This is a genomic window from Brumicola pallidula DSM 14239 = ACAM 615, assembly GCF_000428905.1.
Lineage (GTDB): Bacteria > Pseudomonadota > Gammaproteobacteria > Enterobacterales > Alteromonadaceae > Glaciecola > Glaciecola pallidula.
The window spans coordinates 120,176-138,512 of the sequence record NZ_AUAV01000014.1; the positions used below are offsets into that span (position 1 = coordinate 120,176).

Sequence of the window (18,337 nt, forward strand, 5' to 3'; positions counted from 1 at the left end):
ATCGTCTTGTAGGTTCATATCGTAATAGATTGAAATTTTAAGAGGTTAACGTGAGTACATTTATATTAGCATTTGCACTTTTCTTATTGATGGTACCGGCCATGGCTATTGGTTTTATTTTACAAAGAAAAACAATAGCCGGCAGTTGCGGAGGTTTAGGGGCTTTGGGTATATCTAAAGCTTGTGACTGCCCAGAACCCTGTGATAGAAAAAAAGCCAGAATGGAAAGAGAAGAGAAAAGACAGATAAAAATAAAAGAATGGCAGGATAATCAAATTCTTTGATTTCTGAGTAGCCTTTTATTTTAATTATCTACAGCGATATTGAAGGTCTACTTTGTTATAGCAGTTTGTAAATCCTACAACGATCTCTTTAAAATAACGCTTTTTTTTATCTTTTCGCGATCTTAATGTTAAACATATCTAAAAATCAATATCTCTGATTTTAGCGTTTCTTCCCACACTCTATTACCAACTAAAACTTGCTTAATGATGTCAATGGAGACATCAAACAAGCCGATGATTGATTGGTAAATGCCAAATATTGTTTTATACTGTTTTTATATACAGGCTGTTCAATTGAAGGTCCATATTATGCTGATGTTAAGTTTATTCAATGCGTAAGTTTATTCATGTCGACATGGATTGCTTTTATGCGGCCGTCGAAATGCGAGATGATCCAACATTACAGCATAAACCAATAGCTATTGGCGGCAGTGCCGACCGCCGCGGAGTCATTGCTACCTGTAATTATCCCGCAAGAAAATTTGGTGTGCGTTCGGCTATGGCAACAGCAACGGCTCTACGACTTTGTCCAAACCTCGTGTTAGTAAAAGGTAGAATGGATGAGTATGTAAAAGTGTCAGAGCAAATAAAAGCAATATATTTACGTTATACCGATGAAATAGAGCCACTTTCGTTAGATGAAGCCTTTTTAGATGTAACCGAAAGTGATTTATTTGGTGGCAGTGCTACCTATATAGCTGAAGATATTCGACGTACCATATTTGAAGAGACTGGACTAACTGCATCAGCGGGTGTTGCTCCCATCAAATTTGTGGCTAAAGTTGCTAGTGATGAAAACAAACCGAACGGTATTTGCGTTATAACCCCAACACAATTAGATGAATTTGTGAAAGGCCTTCCATTAAAAAAAATTCCAGGAGTGGGTAAGGTGACACTCGAAAAATTAAATAACTTAGGGCTTTACAAGTGTGAGGATATTCGATCATTTCCGATTGAAAAGTTGCATAAATATTTCGGTAAATTTGGTGCATCACTGTGGAAAAGAGCACACGCAATTGATGAACGAAGGCTTTCGACTAATAGAAAACGAAAGTCAATTGGTGTTGAGAGAACTTTAGATGCCGATCTTGTCAGCTTAGATCAATGCAAAGAGGTTGTTATTCGGCTTCTGCCTAAGTTATGCGAGAGAATTGGTATAAAAAAACATAGCCCAATTAAATCAGTGGGTGTAAAGCTAAAGTTTGACGACTTCCAACAAACAACGGTTGAACAACAATCGCAAGTAGTTAATGAACAGTTATTAATCGAGCTATTAGCCAAAGCATTTGTTCGGGGAGAAGGGAAAAAAGTCCGTTTGGTTGGCCTTCACGTATCATTGATGGACAATTTGAATACCGATCAATTGGATTTGCCCTTGTTTAGTGTCGAATAAACCCTATACTTTGCAAAAATAATAATAATAATAATAATAATAATAATAATAATAATAATAATAATAATAAGATATGCGAGAAATATACTTCTGGTGTGAACGTAGAAATGTATTTTTTTCAGTATGCAAATCCTAACGGAGACATAAATGCCTTTTCCTAAAGCAGTTTTAGAAACAAACACGTCACAATTAAGTACTACTTATGATGCCTACGTGCTGATAAGTAACACACTATCAAGTCTGCATTATCCTCATATTCAAACAATTTTAGAGCAGCATCAATCAATAGATGAACGCGTTGGTATAACTGCAACACTCGTAGCTGCAGATGTAGCTGGAAAAAGATTGTTGCAAGTTCCTGTCGGTCAATTAACTCGAGATTATGACGACGTTCGTCGAATTTTTGATGCAGCGCGACATACCGCTCAAATGATTATTGATTCGGGTATCCGTAAGCCACTACTAGAAATTAATTTAGCGGGTCTAACTGCCAATCAAACAGCACAATTTGAAAATGCTATTGAGGCCGCTTATCTGGGGCTGTGCCAAGGCTTATGGCAACCACTTGAGGCAAGAGAAGCATTGGATGAAGATGTCATAGAGCCTATCCATTGCGTCGGCTTGATTGAAAGTGAGGGCAATATTGATGTTCAGCGCTTAAATGCGTTAGAAGCCGGGAAACGACTTGCTCGCGACCTCTGTGGTACAGAACCCGAACGCATGGCACCACCGGGCTTTGCTGATTACTGTGTTGACGCATTCAAAGGCTCGAATGTTAGCATTAGCGTTATCACCGATGATGCCCAAATTAGACATGAATACCCACTTTTGCATGCGGTGGCCAGAGCCTCAATTGAAGTCAAAAGACACCGTCCACGTATTATTCGTATGGTTTACGAACCGGTTGGTGAAGTAACTAAGACACTATTATTCGCCGGCAAGGGTATTACCTTCGATACTGGTGGTGCAGACTTAAAGGTCAACGGTCACATGGCGGGCATGAGCCGTGATAAAGGCGGCGCCGCAGGCGTTGCAGGTTTTATGAAAACACTTTCATTACTTGCTCCCAAAGGCATTAAGGTCATTGCCGAGCTTGGCGCTGTGCGAAACAGTATTGGCGCAGATGCATTCATCCCAGACGAAATTATTACCAGCCACGCAGGTATTAGAGTAAGAGTTGGCAATACTGATGCTGAAGGTAGAATGCTACTCGCCGATTTACTTTCACATTTGCGCGAAGATGCAGTCAATGCGATTAACCCTGAACTGTTTTCTGTTGCAACATTAACAGGCCATGCAGCCATTGCGCTGGGACCTTACACTGCACTGGTCGAAAATAAACCGGCCCGAGACCAAGGTATTGCCCAAAAACTGTTTGCTCATGGCGAATTATGCGCTGATCAGGTAGAGCAATCATTGTCGCGTCGTGAAGATTTTGACTTTGTTAAACCAAGGACAAAAGCAGATGATGTCATATCGTCGAACAATGGACCTTCGGTTACGACAATGCGAGGCCATCAATTTCCAATGGCATTTTTGACGATCGCTTCTGGTTTGGATAAACATGAAGCCAATTCAGAACTGCCTTTGCCGTTCACGCATGTCGATATTGCAGGCAGTGGTATAGAGGATCTTGATTGGCAACATGGTAAACCAACCGGTGCGCCGGTTAACGTGTTTGTAAACACTTACTTATAGGTATCGATTTGAAAACCGGATTATATAAACACTATAAAGGCAACACTTATGAAGTCATCGGTGTTGCAACACATTCTGAAGATGAAACAGAGCTGGTCGTATACAGGCCAACTTATGGTGAGCGTGGTTTATGGGTTCGTCCTTTGGCCATGTTTACTGAAACCGTAGACGTTAACGGCCAAGCAATATCGCGGTTTGCGTTTGTCGCAGAGACCTAATTAATTATCGAAGGCTGCTTTGTCGAACTACGGGTTAAAAAAGAATGTGGTAACGGGCTATATAAAAATAAACACTAAGGATTAATACATGAAAAAAATAATTTGGAAAAGCCTCTTAGCGCTGTCGCTTGTTGGTTTTGTAGCATCCACGGCATTATCGCAAGGTCGCTTCGATGATGTCGAAGTCAAAGCCCAAGCGGTTGGGGGTTCTGTGTATATGTTAGTGGGAGCAGGCGGCAATATCGCTGTTTCTGCAGGACCGGATGGCTTGTTAATTGTGGATAATCAATATGCCGATTTAGCCGATAAAATTGCGGCAAGCTTAGCTGACATCAGTAAAGAACAAACACGCTACGTTATTAATACTCATTTTCACGGCGATCACACCGGCTCTAATGCATTTTTTAGTAAGCATAAAAATGCCACGATTTTCGCTCATGAAAATGTACGCGTTCGTTTGTCATCAGGTGAAGAAACCGACCCAGCAATGCTTCCTGTTGTGACGTATGAAAAAGGCGTTAAGTTTCACATGAATGGTGACACGGTGCATGTATTCCATCTGGCCAATGCGCATACAGATGGCGATAGCGCCGTTTGGTTTGAGCAACCTGATGTAATGCATACAGGTGATTTATTTTTTAAAGATTGGTTTCCCTTTATTGATTTAGATTCAGGTGGGTCCGTTGCTGGCTACATTGCCGCAGTTGAGACTTTGTTGGGCATGATTAGCGATGACACTAAAGTTATTCCAGGACACGGTGCGCTGGCTAACAAGGCCGATTACGTGCGCTTTCTTGATATGATCAAGCAAACCTATGCCTATGTTCAAGCAAAAAAGGCAGCCGGTATAAGTGAAGATGATTTAGTTGAAGCTGGTCTTGAAGAAAAGTGGAAAAACTGGTCATGGAACTTTATCACTGAAGAACGATGGATAAGAACGATATACAAGTAGGTTCGGATCTCGAACTAAAGACAGCTGCAAAAGATGATTTTGTGGCTGTCGCTGATTGGTTTGTTGGTATAAAATTAGTCTCTGCATCACAGGTCAGTAAATTCGTTCGTCAATGGGCTGGCCCCAATATTGTTTACCCCTGCACCGCTAATCAGTTAGCACTTCATATAAGAACAGGCCAATACCACTCATTTGTTCTTAACCAGCATACAAATATTATTGGTTTCGGCCAAATTCAAATGATAAAGGGGCGCGCGCATTTGGCTCGGCTCGCGATCAATCCTAACTTCAGGGGAAGAGGACTCGCGAGACGGTTGTTGTCAGAATTAATTGAGAATGCGCAACAGCAAATCGATTTAAAAGAAGTGTCTTTATTCGTATATAGCGAGAATACAATCGCGATTGCTTGCTATGAGAAGTTCGGTTTTGCAGAGTCTGCAACACCAACGGGCATTAATGCCGTTGCTGGTTGTCGCTTTATGACTCTGCGCTGTTAATCGCCCCTACAGTGATTTAGAAAACACTTGTTGCCCATTTATCCAGGTTTCTAATACTTGGGTATCTCGAATGTCTGAAGCTGGACGCTTAAATATATCTCTGTCGATAAATATAAAGTCGGCTCGCTTACCTATTTCCAGTGTTCCAAGTTTGTCATCTTGAAAAGCGGCGTAAGCTGCATCTAATGTAAAGCCACGAAGCGCATCTTCAATAGACACTTTTTCTTCAGGGATCCAACCCATTTTTGGTTCGTTCTCTGGGGTTTGGCGTGTCACTGCTGCATGCAGTCCGTGAAATGCGTTAGCAAGTTCTACTGGGAAGTCAGAGCCGAATGCAACTCTTGAACCCTGTTCTAAGAAGGTTTTCCAAGCATAAGCTCCTTTTAAACGAACCTTGCCAATGCGATCTTCCGCCATATTCATATCGCTAGTCGCGTGAGTGGGCTGCATAGAGGGAATAATACCTAGTTCTTTGAATAAAGGAATATCTTCAACGGCAACGACTTGGGCGTGTTCAATGCGATGACGCTCAGTGTTTTCAGGGTATATTTTGAAGGTTTTAGCAAACTGCTGCAATGCCAGCCTGTTTGCTCTGTCTCCAATCGCATGAAAGTTAAGCTGAAAATTGGCGGCGAGTACTTGTGAAAATAAACTCGGCAAGCTTTCTTGTGGAGTGACTAGTAGACCGTGATTATGTTTGTCATCAGAATAAGGCTCAATTAATGCAGCACCCCGACTTCCTAAAGCACCATCGCCATAAGCTTTGACGCTTCTAATGCTTAGCATGTCGTCTGCTGTGTTGATATGTCCCTTTGTTAACATATCACTAATTTGTGGATCAGTAGCAGAGATCATCGCGTAAATCCGAAACCTCAGCTGCCCTGTTTGTGCTTGTTGCTGATAGAAGTCATATACTTGTTTGCTAATACCGGCATCGTGCACACTAGTAATGCCCAACGATAATAAATGTTCAGATGCAGCGTTCAGTTGCGCAGATAATTGCTCAACATCCGCCTTTGGAATTAATTTGGTTACCAAGTATTCGGCGTTATCTATTAACACACCAGTAGGCTGTCCATTTTTATCTTTTACTATTTCGCCGCCAGCGGGTGAAGGGGTGTTGGCATCGATGCCTGCCAATTTCAATGCCGCACTATTGACCCAAACAGCATGTCCATCAACTCTGGATAAAACGACTGGGCGATCCTTTATTGCAGAATCTAAACTCGCTTTATTTGGGAATGCTTTTGTTGGCCACAAAACTTGATTCCAGCCTCGACCGATTAGCCATCGTGTGTCTTCTTTCTTTGACCTTATTGTCAATAGTGAGTTTGCGCTTACAAACTCCAAAACACGCTTAACGGCTTCGTCTTCAGTTTGGCTTCCTCGTAAATCAATTTCCAGTAGGTTTTGACCTAAGCCTAAAATATGGCCGTGAGCATCTATTAAACCAGGCAACATTACGCGGCCTTCGCCATTTATTTTGGTGACAATACCTCCCGGTTCTTGGGCGAGATCCATGCCGACAATAAATTCGTCTTCAAACGCAATATTGGAAAATGTGATTAACTTGCCTTGTTGGTTTAATGTATAGCCCTTTACGTTTTCTATAAACGTAAGTGAGAAGGCTGAAGTTGAAGTTAACACCAGCACTAAGAGTGTTATTGAAAACCGTATTTTATGCATTGAGTTCATTTCATATCCTTTTGATATCAATTTTATAGTGTGTATAACAAGTTAAGCGTTTGGATTCATTATAGGGGGTTGTGTCAGATAATCCTGTTGCCATATTTTTAGCATTGATGCCTGACTGATATTGCCTCCTGACAACAACACTAGCACCTTCTGGTTAGGTGGTTTATCATTTAACCAAGCTGCAACGGCAGCCATTGTCATAGCACAGGTCGGCTCTATATGTAACTTTAATAGATGATGCAGCCATTGCGTCCAATATGCTATCTGTTCTTCTTCTACCTCATAAAAATCATCGACGGTTTTTAATATCTCAAACGTATGCTCACCTATCGCAGGTGTCGCTGCGCCATCAGCTAATGTATTTGGTATGCCGTCTAAGCGCTCAATCTTACCACTTTGTAGACTTCGAGCAGCATCATTTGCATTCAACGGCTCAGCACCCACAACTTCAGCATTGGGCAAGCGCGCGTTTGTTGCAATAATAGCCCCAGATAATAAACCACCGCCGCCACAAGGAGCAAATACGGCATCAGGTTCAACACCAGTCTCCGCCAATTGCTGCAAAGCTTCCAATGTAACAGTGCCTTGACCTGCAATGATATCGGGATGATTAAAAGGCGGGATCCATAGGGTTCCTTCTTCACCACCCGCTTCCTCAACCGCTAAATCAGCCTCTTCTCTGCTGGCAAATCGGTTGATTTTTGCACCATAAAACTCGGTTGCGGCAGCTTTAATTGGCGAAATAGTGTCGGCACAATAAATTGAAACTGGAATACCAAATTGCGCACAGGCAAATGCAACCGCTTGTGCATGATTGCCTGATGAATTAGCCACAACGCGTTGCGGCAATTCGCCTTGCTCATGTAACTTAGCTAAAATATTGGTTGCGCCGCGCAGTTTAAATGCCCCCGTTCGCTGCAAACACTCCGCTTTAAAGTAAATTTGATGACCTAGCCAATGATTCAGTAAGCGTGATTCAAATATTGGTGTCTGTTTTACTATACTACTGATGCGTGATTGGGCTGCCTCTATGTCAGCTATTGATACCATCTAATAAATATCCTTGTACGAAAATAAATTGACTTAGTCTACACCCAGTTTAAACGTATCTTGTTTTGATATGAAGGGTTCGCATAAAAATAAACACAATATGTGTATGCACAGCGAAAGCGCACCGCGGCCCTGAAATACTGGCAAATTATTCAAAACTTGCTATTGTCAAAGAAAAATACCGTATCTATAGTTTTGAATAAGGGATGCCAAAATGGGTTTGTTAGATAGATTACTAGGTAATGCTTCAAAAGTTGATCTTTCAGCGGTAACTGAAGAGCTGTCACCCATACTATCGGAGTCAGAAAGGGTAGTAGAAGCTTATAAGATGGTCCGTGATTTATTTGTTTTTACTGACAAAAGACTCATATTTATAGACAAACAAGGTATAACTGGAAAAAAAGTCGATTATCTGTCCGTGCCGTATCGAGCAATTACCCAAGTGAAAGTTGAAACTGCAGGTCACTTCGATATGGACTGCGACCTTAAAATATGGGTTTCAGGACAATCACAACCGATAGAAACTAAATTGAAAGCAGGTTTATCGCAAGATGTTCAAAAGACGCTTGCCAATATGATGTTTAGCGCATAAAAAATGCGCTTTCAGTATTTGAAGGCGCATCGTAAAGCACATGTCTGTAGTACCAATATGTTGTTGGTAAAAGCGACTACTCGTCAGTATTGACTGGCTGTAAATGCTTATCAAAGAAGTTAGTGATGGTCTTATACAAATGAATACCTGTATTTTTACCTCGAATACTATGTTTTTTGCCTGGGTAGTCCATTACCTCAAATGGCAACGCTAAGTCTTGCAAATGTTTATACAGCATCGTGCTATGTGTAAATAATACATTGTCATCAGCCATACCATGGTAGATGAGCAAGTCACCTTTTAAATTCTTTGCGTACGGGAATACCGACGAGTCAGTATAAGCTTGGTCATCAGTTTTTGGATTGCCCATATAACGTTCTGTATAATGAGTATCATACAAACGCCAATCTGTTACCGGTGCGCCTGCAACTCCAGCGGCGAAATAATCGCCTCCTTTGAACATCGCCATTAGGGTCAGATAGCCACCGTAACTGTGACCATGTACCCCGATTCTTTGAGGATCTACATAACTTAATGTGCGTAAAAATCTCACACCGGTTATCTGATCATCAACTTCAACAAAGCCCATTTTCTTAAATAAAGGATCCTCAAAAGCTTTGCCTCGGTTATAAGACCCGCGATTATCAAGGGTAAATACAACGTAACCTTTATTGACCCAGTACTGCATTAATAAACCACGATCACCACCCCAGCTGTTGGTGACCATTTGTGCATGAGGCCCGCCGTACAAATAAACAATAACTGGATGTTTGCCTTTCAATTTGGTGGGTTTATAAAGGCGATATTGCAGGTCGCTGCCATCTTGCGCTTTTATGCTGCCAAATTCAGGTTTAACCCAATCGTCGGTAAAATCATATAGCGGGTGGTTTTGGTCTACTTTATTTTCGTCAAGCCAGGTGATCATGCTGCCGTCAGATTTGTGCAGGCTGACTTGAGCGGGAGTGTTCGCGGTTGAATGTGAATCTACATATACCGAAGCGTCAGAGCTGAATGTCGCGCTATGGAATTGGTCCGCATCACTCAATCGAGTGATGTTAGAGCCGTCTAGTGCAACTGAGTAGATATGGCTTTCAAGTGGTGTGTCTTTGCGTCCCTGAAAATAAATGATTCCTTTGGTTTCGTCAATCGCATTAACGCCCTCAACAACCCAGTCGCCATTAGTGATTTGACGAACTAGTTCGCCACTATTGCGATATAAGTACAGGTGTTTAAAACCGTCGCGTTCTGATGCCCATACGAAATGTTCGTTATCTGACAAAAAACCTAAATCAAAATTCAAGTTAACCCAAGTATTACTGGTTTCTTGCAACAACGTTCTTTGCTCGCCATTGTCAATATTAATGGCATTTAAGTTAAGGACTTGCTGATCGCGAGACTGCGTTTGATAAGTCAGTGTTGATTCATTCATCCACTGAGCACGCGCTAAGTAAATATCTTTATTGTCGCCTAAATCTACCCAACGTACTTGACCGTTATTGAGGTTGGCAATGGCAAGTTCAATGTGCACATTATTTGTGCCAGCTTTAGGATACTTCTGCTCAATAGTACGGATGGAATCCGCATATATTTCTGAGCGCACAATCTCATCCACGGGGCCCTCATCGACTTTGGTAAAGGCGATGTGTTTTTCATCCTTAGACCACCAATAGCCAGTCATACGACTCATTTCCTCTTGCGCAACAAATTCCGCCATGCCGTATTTAATATTGCCACCACCTTTTGTTGTGATAGCTTGCTCTTTACCTGTTTCTACATTCATAACATATAAATTTTGTTCACGAATATAGGAAATGAAATTTCCGTTAGGTGAAAACTTAATATCGGTTTCAAAAGCATCAGTTTCCAATAGACGTTTTGCTTTTTTGTCACCAATTTTAAAGTAGTAGACATCGCCTGCTAATGGGAAGATCAATGCACTGCTGTCGTTTGACCAATCGTAAGTAATAATACCACTACCATAAACACGCAACCGCTCGCGGCGGGCTTTCTCCTCATCCGATAAAAATTCAGGACCGGTATGTAAATCGTCCGAATCAAATAGAATTTGTGTTTTCCCGGTAGGGATGTGATATTCCCACAGATCATAGCGATTGTAATTGGCCGTTTTGCCTCTCAGGAATGTCACTCGTTGGCCATCGGGTGATATTTGAATGTTTATTGGTGCACTGCCTGATAATGAGGGTGACTGATGAATGCGCTCAATGGTGAGGTTCTCAGCATTTGCATTTGAGGTTAAGTTGAACCCAAACGCGCAAGCTAAAGTAATGATTAGTCTGTTCATAATGAATTGATCTTCGTTTAGATTATTATTGTTTTAGTAATTGAAAAGGGTATCACAACCTAGGGAAAATATGACTGCAAAATACAAAGCACTGGTGCTTGGCGCGTCAGGTTTAGTTGGCAAAGCACTGGTAAATCAATTGTGTCAGGACGAACGCTATTCCCAAGTGACTTGTTTGGTGCGCTCGCCTTTGTCTAAAGCGCAGTATCACGACCCACTAAATAAAATCCAAGCTATTGTAATCGATTTTGAGGAATTACAAGATTATCAAGGTTACTTTTCAGTTGAACATGTTTATTGTTGTTTAGGTACAACCATTAAACAGGCTGGCTCACAGTCTAATTTTCGGCGTGTAGATTTTCAGTTTGTGCATGTTGCAGCGCAATTGACCAGAGCGCAACGTGCTAAAAGCTTTGTTTGGATTTCCTCGGTTGGTGCTAATGCTAAAAGTAGAAGTTTTTATTTAAAAGTTAAAGGCGAATTAGAGAATGCGATACTTCGAATGCCGCAATTAGATAATGCAGCGGCCGTCCGACCAAGCTTTTTATTAGGATATCGAACTCAAAAACGTATAGCAGAAAGTGTGGGTATTGGCATCGTTAAATTACTTTCTCCAATCATGCTTGGATCTTTAGCTAAATATCGGCCGGTAAGTGCGAATCAAGTGGCTTATCAGATGATGCAACTTCAAGTTTTCTGAAATAGGGCTGGTGGTGTAGAAGGATAATTATTATACTCGCGCCGAATTTTAGCTAAAGTTAATCTTAGTTTGCATTGATAACCTAAATAGGGACATACTGTTTGTGTCCCTTTATGAAGTTCTCGGAGGCAATTCGTTATGGCTACAGCTATTCCAACAGATGTTGAAACACTGATAGAAAATATAAGAATTGAGCAGTTTTGGTGGGACGGGGTGCAAATTAAAATCCCTTTTCATTGCGTGTACGCATGCATTCCCAATCCAGTAGCTGACGAATGGAAGCTGATCAATGGCGTTCGCGTGCCTTTGATCCGTGTCGACAAGTATCTAATCCCGCTTTGGGATCCGTTTCATCAAAATATGTCTGATATGCCGAAGTTGGCAGTTGTCATATCGCATCACAAGGGTAATCAGTTTGGATTATTTGCTTATCCGGCTGATCATATGGATGAACATATTATACTGTCATACGATGACTGGTTTGAAACCCAATCTTCGTTCCAATAATGTTTTGTTGCTTATTCTACATACTTCTAGCTGTGTTTCTCGTTCTACCCCAATAGTGGGTTAACAAGTAATTTACGGAGAACACATGCTACCAGTAGCAGAAATTTTTGGCGCAATAGCCGTTGTTTTTAATTTTATTGGGTACAGACAAAGTGATATCAATCGATATCGCGTTATATCTGCTATCGCACTTTTAAGCGTTAGCATTCACTTTTTTTTGCTAGGTGCAATGGCTGCCGGTATTGGCTGTATGCTCGCTTGTATTCGTAATATTGTTGCTACTAAGTATCGCGGCCTAACGGTACTAATCACTTTTGTTACAGCTAATCTTGGTTTCTTCTTTTTCGAACTGTTTTGGCTCGATCACAGTTGGACGATTATAATCGCTTATGCGTCATCGCTTATTTTTACGGTAGGGTCAATTTCGTTGACGAGTGCGAAGAGGATCCGTCAATGGTTTATCCTGGCTGAAATCTTGGGTTTAACTTACGCAATTATGGTTGGCAGCATATTCGGTACTGTGTTTAATATTACTAATCTACTCAGTATCTTTTATACGCTTTATCAAGATTCTACTGCCGAAAAGAAAGCCTTGGCTGAGAAGACGGTTCTACCAAAGGAATAATCCGCAATTTTAAGCAAAAAAAAACGCTGCACTAAGCAGCGTTTTTAAACTTTATACAGTAACCTAAGATTAATCTTCTTTAACTAGTACCGATATTTTCGAAATGCCAGCCAATTTGACTTGATCCATTACGCTTACAACAACCCCATGTTCAGTGTCTTCATCCGCTTGAATAGCAGCACTATCAGTATCATTGTTCGCTAAGTAAGTTTGCGCATTTGCAACTACTCGACGAATGTCGACAATACGACCAGCCATGAGAATTTGACCAGATGCGTCAATTCTAATAGACAATGACTTACTCGGTGGGTTTGGCGTATCGCTCTTCGGCGGACGAGTTGGGCTCAAGCCTTTCTCAGATGAGAATGTCGTCGTTACGATGAAGAATATCAACATAATAAACACGATGTCCAACATTGGCGTCATGTCTACTGCTGCGTCATCATCACCGGAAGTATGTTTTTTTCTTTTCATCTTTACACTCAGTCCTTCTAATTCTGCTCTATAGCAATTCTTTATAGTATAATGGCTTAATAGAAAAAGCATAGAGTTTTGTAAACGAATTTAACAAAAAAAGGCGTTTACTCTCTCAATTACTTCTTCATATTAGGGCTAGCCCCGCGAAAACGAGTAATTTATTGATTTTACTTACGACAACTTTACTCGTCAGGAAGGCTATGATCAAGGGCTTTACCCAACCAATTGAAATAAGTTGCCATTTGAGCTGCTATATTGCTTAATTGTTCACCATTAGGATAAATACCTAACTTAGCTTCGGCACTTTGTTTAGTCCCTTGTACTAAAAAAGCATTTTTAATCGAATGATGCTGGATACAGGCTTCAAAAGCTCTCGCGGCAACTTCTTGGGGCCGTGCGTAGTAAAAACTTTTTAGCTTATGGTCAACGAAAATACTTTTTTGCATCAATTCGCTTGGCTCAGCGCCATTATTTTGTAAAAAAATATGTTTGAAACAAAGCGCCAACTGATTGTTCAATGCATGCTCATTCAACTGCGCATTTTCATGTAGCCAAATTTCTGAAGCGAAAAGATTACTCCCAGACACCGCGAACATTTTACTTGCAATGTAATGGTCAAAAGCGTGAAACCATTCGTGAGCTAAGGCGCCGGCACCGGCATTCTTGGCAAGAGATAGTTGTTTTTTTGCACTGTTGTAATGTGCACTTGCGTGTTTCTGTCCGCCAACTCCAAACCCTAACGATAAAGTACCATTTAGAGAAATCACATTTTCAGGCACCTGCAATATATCCATTAGGTCGCACAGGGCATCAAAAAATAGATTTGCCGCTATTCTTTTTTCTTCTTGCGTTACCCACTTACCAATTTCAATTGAGCGGAATCGAAATAAGCGCAGTATATCTTGAAAATTAACATCGGCCCCCCCTCGGTGTTCGTCACCATTTCGATAGAATTGATTATAAAGTCTACCTTTTTTATTTTTGTTCTCGCCTTGTTGTGATTTAGTTTGATTCATTAGCTTCAATTTTTACTAGGGTATCCATGGCGTTTATCTTTATACTCGGGGACCTACAAAGGTTATCATTTTTTAATTTTTATTTCTGATGCCAAATGTAAAAATATATTGGCATCAGTTTGCTCTTGTGCAAGCATGCCCTAAAAAGCTCTGTTCTCGTATCATTTCAGACAATTTTGCAAAGGAAGTCTCGCTATGGATTATTCGTCAGTTTTAACCTTCATTAATGGTAATTATCAAAAAGGATTTGAGCTGCTATCAAGCACACAAACTTACGTGCAGTTAGCGATGCTGATTATTATTTACAGTGTTGCATTTGCGATTGCGTATAAAGTGCGCCATAGCATTGCAATACTGTGCAATGAACCTGATGAACAAGCTCATCCAATCCGCAAATTTGCGTTTAGAATTGGCGGTGTTTTATTTCCACTTATTGCTATTTTTCTGTTACAAATTTCGCGTAAAACGGTTGAAAACTTTGAATATTCACCGTGGGTAATACAAGTGGCGTTGTCTCTCGCGATATTGTTGTTTTTTAACTCAATTATTCGTGCATTCGTTACCCATTACTATGCCGCATCTTTATTTAGATGGGTTGGTTTACCTATTTTATTTTTGCATTTGATCGGGTCGTTGCCGGTTATAATAAGAGCCTTGGAAGAAATATCAATTAAGGTCGGGAATGTCGATATTTCTGCCTACGGCGTAGTAAGAGTCCTGGTTTTCGGTGGTTTTCTGTTCTGGCTTGGTCGCGTGTCAAGAAGTTTTGGTAAGGCCGTCATAAAGCGTCAAGAGAGTCTAGATATACCGACTAAAGAGGTGTTTTCGAAGTTATTCGAAGTCACGTTATTTTGTATTATTATATTGCTCTTATTAAATGTAATGGGTATCAACCTGACAACGCTTGCAGTGTTCGGTGGCGCTGTCGGTGTTGGCATCGGTTTAGGCTTGCAGTCTATCGCTTCTAATTTTATATCGGGTATTATAATTCTCCTTGATCGCTCCTTAACTGTTGGTGATTTTGTTGAATTAGGCGATGGTCAAAAAGGCTTCGTACGCGAATTTAGAATGCGCTATGCAGTCATTGAAACCTATGATGGCAAAGATATTCTGGTACCCAATGAAAAATTTATTTCAGACCTTTTAGTTAACTGGACACATAAAGATCCGAAGCAACGTTATCGCGTCGACTTTTCGGTACCCTACGCAACAGATGTGCGCAGTATGGTTGAAATTATAAAAATTGCGGTTTCTAAACATCCGCAAGTTATCAGTGGTGAAGAGGTGCCTTTTGAAGAACGCCCTGATTGTGAAATAGATAGTTTTGGCGATTCAGGCATCAACATGTTCGTGGAATTTTGGATGTTAGGCGTTGATGATGGTAAAAACCGTGTTGGCGGTGACTTAATGCTGACTATTCTTGAAACACTAAAAGAGCACGGTATCGACATTCCATTCCCTCAACGTGAAGTTAGAATTCTCAATCCGGAGCAGCAAGGATAACCTAGCTGCGTTTAATTTGAAAAGTACAACAACTGAATAAATGGATTGGCGCTTACCTTAATCAACGAGGTTAAGCTTCAGTCCACTCTTCTATAATCTGTGAACACCATTGTTTCACCCGCGCATCAGTTAGATCATACTGATTTTCATCGTCTAACGATAAGCCGACAAAAAAGTCACCATCTTCGGTTAGCGCTTTGGACGCTGTAAACTCATAGCCTTGATTGGGCCAATAACCAATAATATCGCAATCCAGTACTATCAATTCATCATGCAACATTCCCAAGGCGTCTTGAAACCAATCGGCGTAGCCGAGCTGGTCACCTAAGCCGAAAATAGCGACCGTCTTGCTTGCCAAATTCAGTGTTTTTATATCATCCCAAGTTGATTCCCAGTCTTCTTGTAATTCACCAAAATCCCAAGTTGAAATGCCATACAGCACTAAATCGTACTGGGTTGATTTTTCCAGAGTATGTTGTTTAATGTCAAACATGCTTATAGTGGCTTGGATACCTTGTTCGCGGGTCATAGCCTCCAATTCAGATTGTATTTTCTCACTCGCCATTTCTGTATAGCAGGTTGTTGAACCATAAAAAATGGCAATTTGCTTTGTTGCTAAATTCATTACTTTGTTTCTGCCTTGGTGAGTGATTCTGCTTCTAGCCTTGCTTGCGCTTTAAATCGGGTCTTGGTTTCTGAAAAGCTGATATAGCTACCATCACTGCATAAAAGTGCGCAGTCTACCTGACTTGCATCATGATTCATGGTTAGCACTCCAATATTGCAACTATTGACTAACGTACCGCTGTGATCAATCGGTTCTCGTTGTCTAACTGACATGTTCCGACGCTTTGTCAACCAGTTGAGTGGTGAGCGATGACCGTAAAACCACCTATTTAAGCGGTCAAACCACTTTAGCAGGCTTGGTGGGAATTCATTGTGTAATCCACTACTAGTGAATTGGGTAATGTGCGGACTGTTTCGGCGAAAACGCAAGCCCACATCGTAAACAAAAGAATAGTGGACATCCCCCGATAAAATAATAAAGTTTGGTGGGGTTTTAATATGTCTGAATATATTCAGCATTACACTGGCGGTGCCTCTGTGTGCCATCCAGTTTTCCGCATCCACGACTAGTGCACCACCAAAAATAGTAAATACTTTTTGTATCGTTTCTATAAACTTTACACCATATACCGGTGCGGGCGAAACCATGATAACTGCTTCTTTGCCGATGATAGATTGTTGTAGTTCGCATAACGCTTCCCAGTCCATCAGCCCGGATGGCTTATTCAGCGATGACTCGGAGCGCCAACGCTGAGTCCTGGTGTCGAGTACGTGCACTGGGGGGGTTGTTGCTAGTTCATAATGCCATTGGTCAAACGCAAATAAGGTGTCGATAAGTTCGCTATGTGAAGCGCTATAAACCCCCAGATTGCCGGTCTCGGGAGCGTTTTCTGTAAACGCGCCTATTGAGAATACGTTACTGAATTCATTGAATAAGGCTCCTAATTTTGCTCTAGGGTTACCACAACCTTGGCATAAAAAGTAGGCAGTAATAGCGTTGCCAATGATTCGCTTTGAAAAAGGATTCCCATAAACTTGTTGTTCCCAGCCTCGGGTTAGATTCCAGTCGTCAGTAACATCATGATCATCGAACATCATGTAGCTTGGGACATGAGCAAGGGCTCGATGAACTTTCGGCAAGCCTTCTTGAAATGACTCTATATACTGTTTTTCCTTGTTATAAGTCCCTCGTTTATCTTGATTTAACCCTGACTTATTCAAATCAACAAATCGCCACAGTAATGGCGACCAAGTCAACAGGTACATTGCTAACATTTCGCTAAGTGCTATAAGATGATTTTTGGCATTTACTGAGGTAAATACGGGTTTGCGCTTGGCGGCGAAAAATGCTTTGGTAAGCTTCTCATTAGCTTCAACTGCGGGTAATAACAATTCCCTTTGGTAAAAACCATGTTCATGCTCTATCAGTGCTATTAAATCATCAACGGTGGCACCTTCGAATCGTTCGTTGTGTAGTCCCAGCAATAAAATGACTTGATGAATTGCATATAACATTGGCCCTGCGACATCATCAACATATACTTGGTCTCCGGTCATTAGCATTAAATCGGGGCGGTTTATGCTTGTTGTCTCGCTAGTTTTTGATGCATTAACTTTATTAGTTAGCTCATCGGCGACTAAATTGTCTAGTTGTGGTAGGGCGTCTTGACCATGAAAATGGGGTTTGCGGCAAGAACCGTGTGTGACTTTGGTCAAATGTTGATTAAATCGAAAGTTGGGTCGTTGATGGCCTTCATAAACCAAGTGAGGCATATCTTTTAAGATACTTCCCAGATCATCTAATAAATCGTAATGATATAAAACACCTGATTGAATTAATGCTTTTTTGGTGGTTGCTTCTACGCTAATTAACTGAATGAATGCGCGCTTGCCGACACAAAATGTTTCTTGCGTCGCTTTTGCATTTTGCAATTCGATTACCTTGTTATGTGCATCAGCTAACAATGGTTTTATATCAATTGCGACTGAAGTCACCAGCCACCAAACGATACGCTGGTTATCAGTATGACGTAAAATAGGACCTGCGATGACTGTGGGGAGTAATTCTGTCAAGTTTCTCGTATTCCCTTGCGTCGGCCACTGCCGTAGCCTTTGAAAGTATAATTGTATAGATTATGTTGATTAAAGATAATCTATACAAACAAGTTTAACACTAAATACTACGTAAATTATGGTAAATAAGTTTGCGTACAGCATGTATACTTCGCACAGTTTGTTTATTAATCAAAATCAATATAGTT

The 18,337-nt window shown here is 41.0% G+C and carries 18 protein-coding genes; 11 read left to right on the forward strand and 7 right to left on the reverse strand.

The annotated features are described in order from the left end of the window. The first annotated feature begins 50 nt into the window (after nt 1–50). The 6 genes from nqrM to G399_RS0106070 all read left to right on the forward strand — a co-directional run bounded on the left by nqrM (nt 51) and on the right by G399_RS0106070 (nt 5,042). Complete coding sequence (gene nqrM / locus G399_RS0106045) at nt 51–284, forward strand: (Na+)-NQR maturation NqrM (protein WP_026843520.1); 234 nt, start codon at nt 51–53, stop codon at nt 282–284. A gap of 331 nt (nt 285–615) precedes the next feature. Beyond that, nucleotides 616–1,677: a DNA polymerase IV gene (gene dinB, locus G399_RS0106050; protein WP_006011832.1), complete on the forward strand. Its 1,062-nt coding sequence runs from the start codon at nt 616–618 to the stop codon at nt 1,675–1,677. Between the two features lie 147 nt (nt 1,678–1,824). Continuing rightward, nucleotides 1,825–3,375 (forward strand): M17 family metallopeptidase, encoded by a 1,551-nt coding sequence (locus tag G399_RS0106055; protein ID WP_006011835.1) that lies wholly within the window; start codon nt 1,825–1,827, stop codon nt 3,373–3,375. Between the two features lie 8 nt (nt 3,376–3,383). Next, the gene (locus tag G399_RS0106060) at nt 3,384–3,593 is read left to right on the forward strand and encodes a DUF1653 domain-containing protein (RefSeq protein WP_006011837.1); all 210 of its coding nucleotides are present in this window, start codon (nt 3,384–3,386) and stop codon (nt 3,591–3,593) included. An 88-nt stretch (nt 3,594–3,681) separates the two neighbouring features. After that, a complete protein-coding gene (locus G399_RS0106065) occupies nt 3,682–4,545 on the forward strand; it encodes an MBL fold metallo-hydrolase (protein ID WP_006011839.1) in 864 nt (287 codons plus the stop codon). Beyond that, a complete protein-coding gene (locus tag G399_RS0106070) occupies nt 4,521–5,042 on the forward strand; it encodes a GNAT family N-acetyltransferase (RefSeq protein ID WP_006011841.1) in 522 nt (173 codons plus the stop codon). Before G399_RS0106065 ends, G399_RS0106070 begins: the two co-directional genes overlap by 25 nt. Nucleotides 5,043–5,048: 6 nt before the next feature. Here G399_RS0106070 and G399_RS0106075 read toward each other — a convergent pair whose 3' ends face one another. Beyond that, nucleotides 5,049–6,737, reverse strand: coding sequence for an amidohydrolase (locus G399_RS0106075; RefSeq protein WP_006011843.1), 1,689 nt, complete (start codon nt 6,735–6,737; stop codon nt 5,049–5,051). A gap of 42 nt (nt 6,738–6,779) precedes the next feature. After that, complete coding sequence (locus tag G399_RS0106080) at nt 6,780–7,787, reverse strand: serine/threonine dehydratase (protein WP_006011846.1); 1,008 nt, start codon at nt 7,785–7,787, stop codon at nt 6,780–6,782. A gap of 214 nt (nt 7,788–8,001) precedes the next feature. Between G399_RS0106080 and G399_RS0106085 the strand changes: the two genes are divergently transcribed. Continuing rightward, nucleotides 8,002–8,379, forward strand: a complete 378-nt coding sequence (locus tag G399_RS0106085; RefSeq protein WP_006011848.1) for a PH domain-containing protein — start codon at nt 8,002–8,004, stop codon at nt 8,377–8,379. A gap of 76 nt (nt 8,380–8,455) precedes the next feature. On the opposite strand, the gene G399_RS0106090 is transcribed toward G399_RS0106085, so the two are convergent. Then, the gene (locus G399_RS0106090; RefSeq protein ID WP_006011850.1) at nt 8,456–10,681 is read right to left on the reverse strand and encodes a S9 family peptidase; all 2,226 of its coding nucleotides are present in this window, start codon (nt 10,679–10,681) and stop codon (nt 8,456–8,458) included. 70 nt (nt 10,682–10,751) lie between these two features. Between G399_RS0106090 and G399_RS0106095 the strand changes: the two genes are divergently transcribed. The 3 genes from G399_RS0106095 (at nt 10,752) to G399_RS0106105 (ending at nt 12,513) form a co-directional block, all read left to right on the forward strand. Beyond that, entirely contained in the window at nt 10,752–11,381 is a 630-nt protein-coding gene (locus G399_RS0106095) for an NAD(P)H-binding protein (RefSeq protein WP_006011852.1), read from the forward strand. 138 nt (nt 11,382–11,519) lie between these two features. Beyond that, the gene (locus G399_RS0106100; RefSeq protein WP_006011855.1) at nt 11,520–11,888 is read left to right on the forward strand and encodes a hypothetical protein; all 369 of its coding nucleotides are present in this window, start codon (nt 11,520–11,522) and stop codon (nt 11,886–11,888) included. Nucleotides 11,889–11,973: 85 nt separating this feature from the next. Next, a complete protein-coding gene (locus G399_RS0106105; RefSeq protein WP_006011858.1) occupies nt 11,974–12,513 on the forward strand; it encodes a YgjV family protein in 540 nt (179 codons plus the stop codon). A 69-nt stretch (nt 12,514–12,582) separates the two neighbouring features. On the opposite strand, the gene G399_RS0106110 is transcribed toward G399_RS0106105, so the two are convergent. Then, nucleotides 12,583–12,987: an ExbD/TolR family protein gene (locus G399_RS0106110; protein WP_006011861.1), complete on the reverse strand. Its 405-nt coding sequence runs from the start codon at nt 12,985–12,987 to the stop codon at nt 12,583–12,585. Between the two features lie 185 nt (nt 12,988–13,172). Then, nucleotides 13,173–14,006, reverse strand: a complete 834-nt coding sequence (locus G399_RS0106115) for a CLCA_X family protein (protein ID WP_034896359.1) — start codon at nt 14,004–14,006, stop codon at nt 13,173–13,175. A 195-nt stretch (nt 14,007–14,201) separates the two neighbouring features. Between G399_RS0106115 and G399_RS0106120 the strand changes: the two genes are divergently transcribed. After that, nucleotides 14,202–15,509, forward strand: coding sequence for a mechanosensitive ion channel family protein (locus G399_RS0106120; protein ID WP_006011866.1), 1,308 nt, complete (start codon nt 14,202–14,204; stop codon nt 15,507–15,509). Between the two features lie 70 nt (nt 15,510–15,579). Here G399_RS0106120 and fldB read toward each other — a convergent pair whose 3' ends face one another. Further along, the gene (fldB, locus tag G399_RS0106125; RefSeq protein ID WP_006011868.1) at nt 15,580–16,134 is read right to left on the reverse strand and encodes a flavodoxin FldB; all 555 of its coding nucleotides are present in this window, start codon (nt 16,132–16,134) and stop codon (nt 15,580–15,582) included. Continuing rightward, nucleotides 16,134–18,149 carry a metallophosphoesterase family protein gene (locus G399_RS0106130; RefSeq protein ID WP_006011869.1) on the reverse strand — a complete coding sequence of 672 codons (2,016 nt, stop codon included), beginning with the start codon at nt 18,147–18,149 and terminating at the stop codon, nt 16,134–16,136. The genes fldB and G399_RS0106130 overlap by 1 nt, the downstream gene beginning before the upstream one ends. Nucleotides 18,150–18,337: the final 188 nt, after the last annotated feature.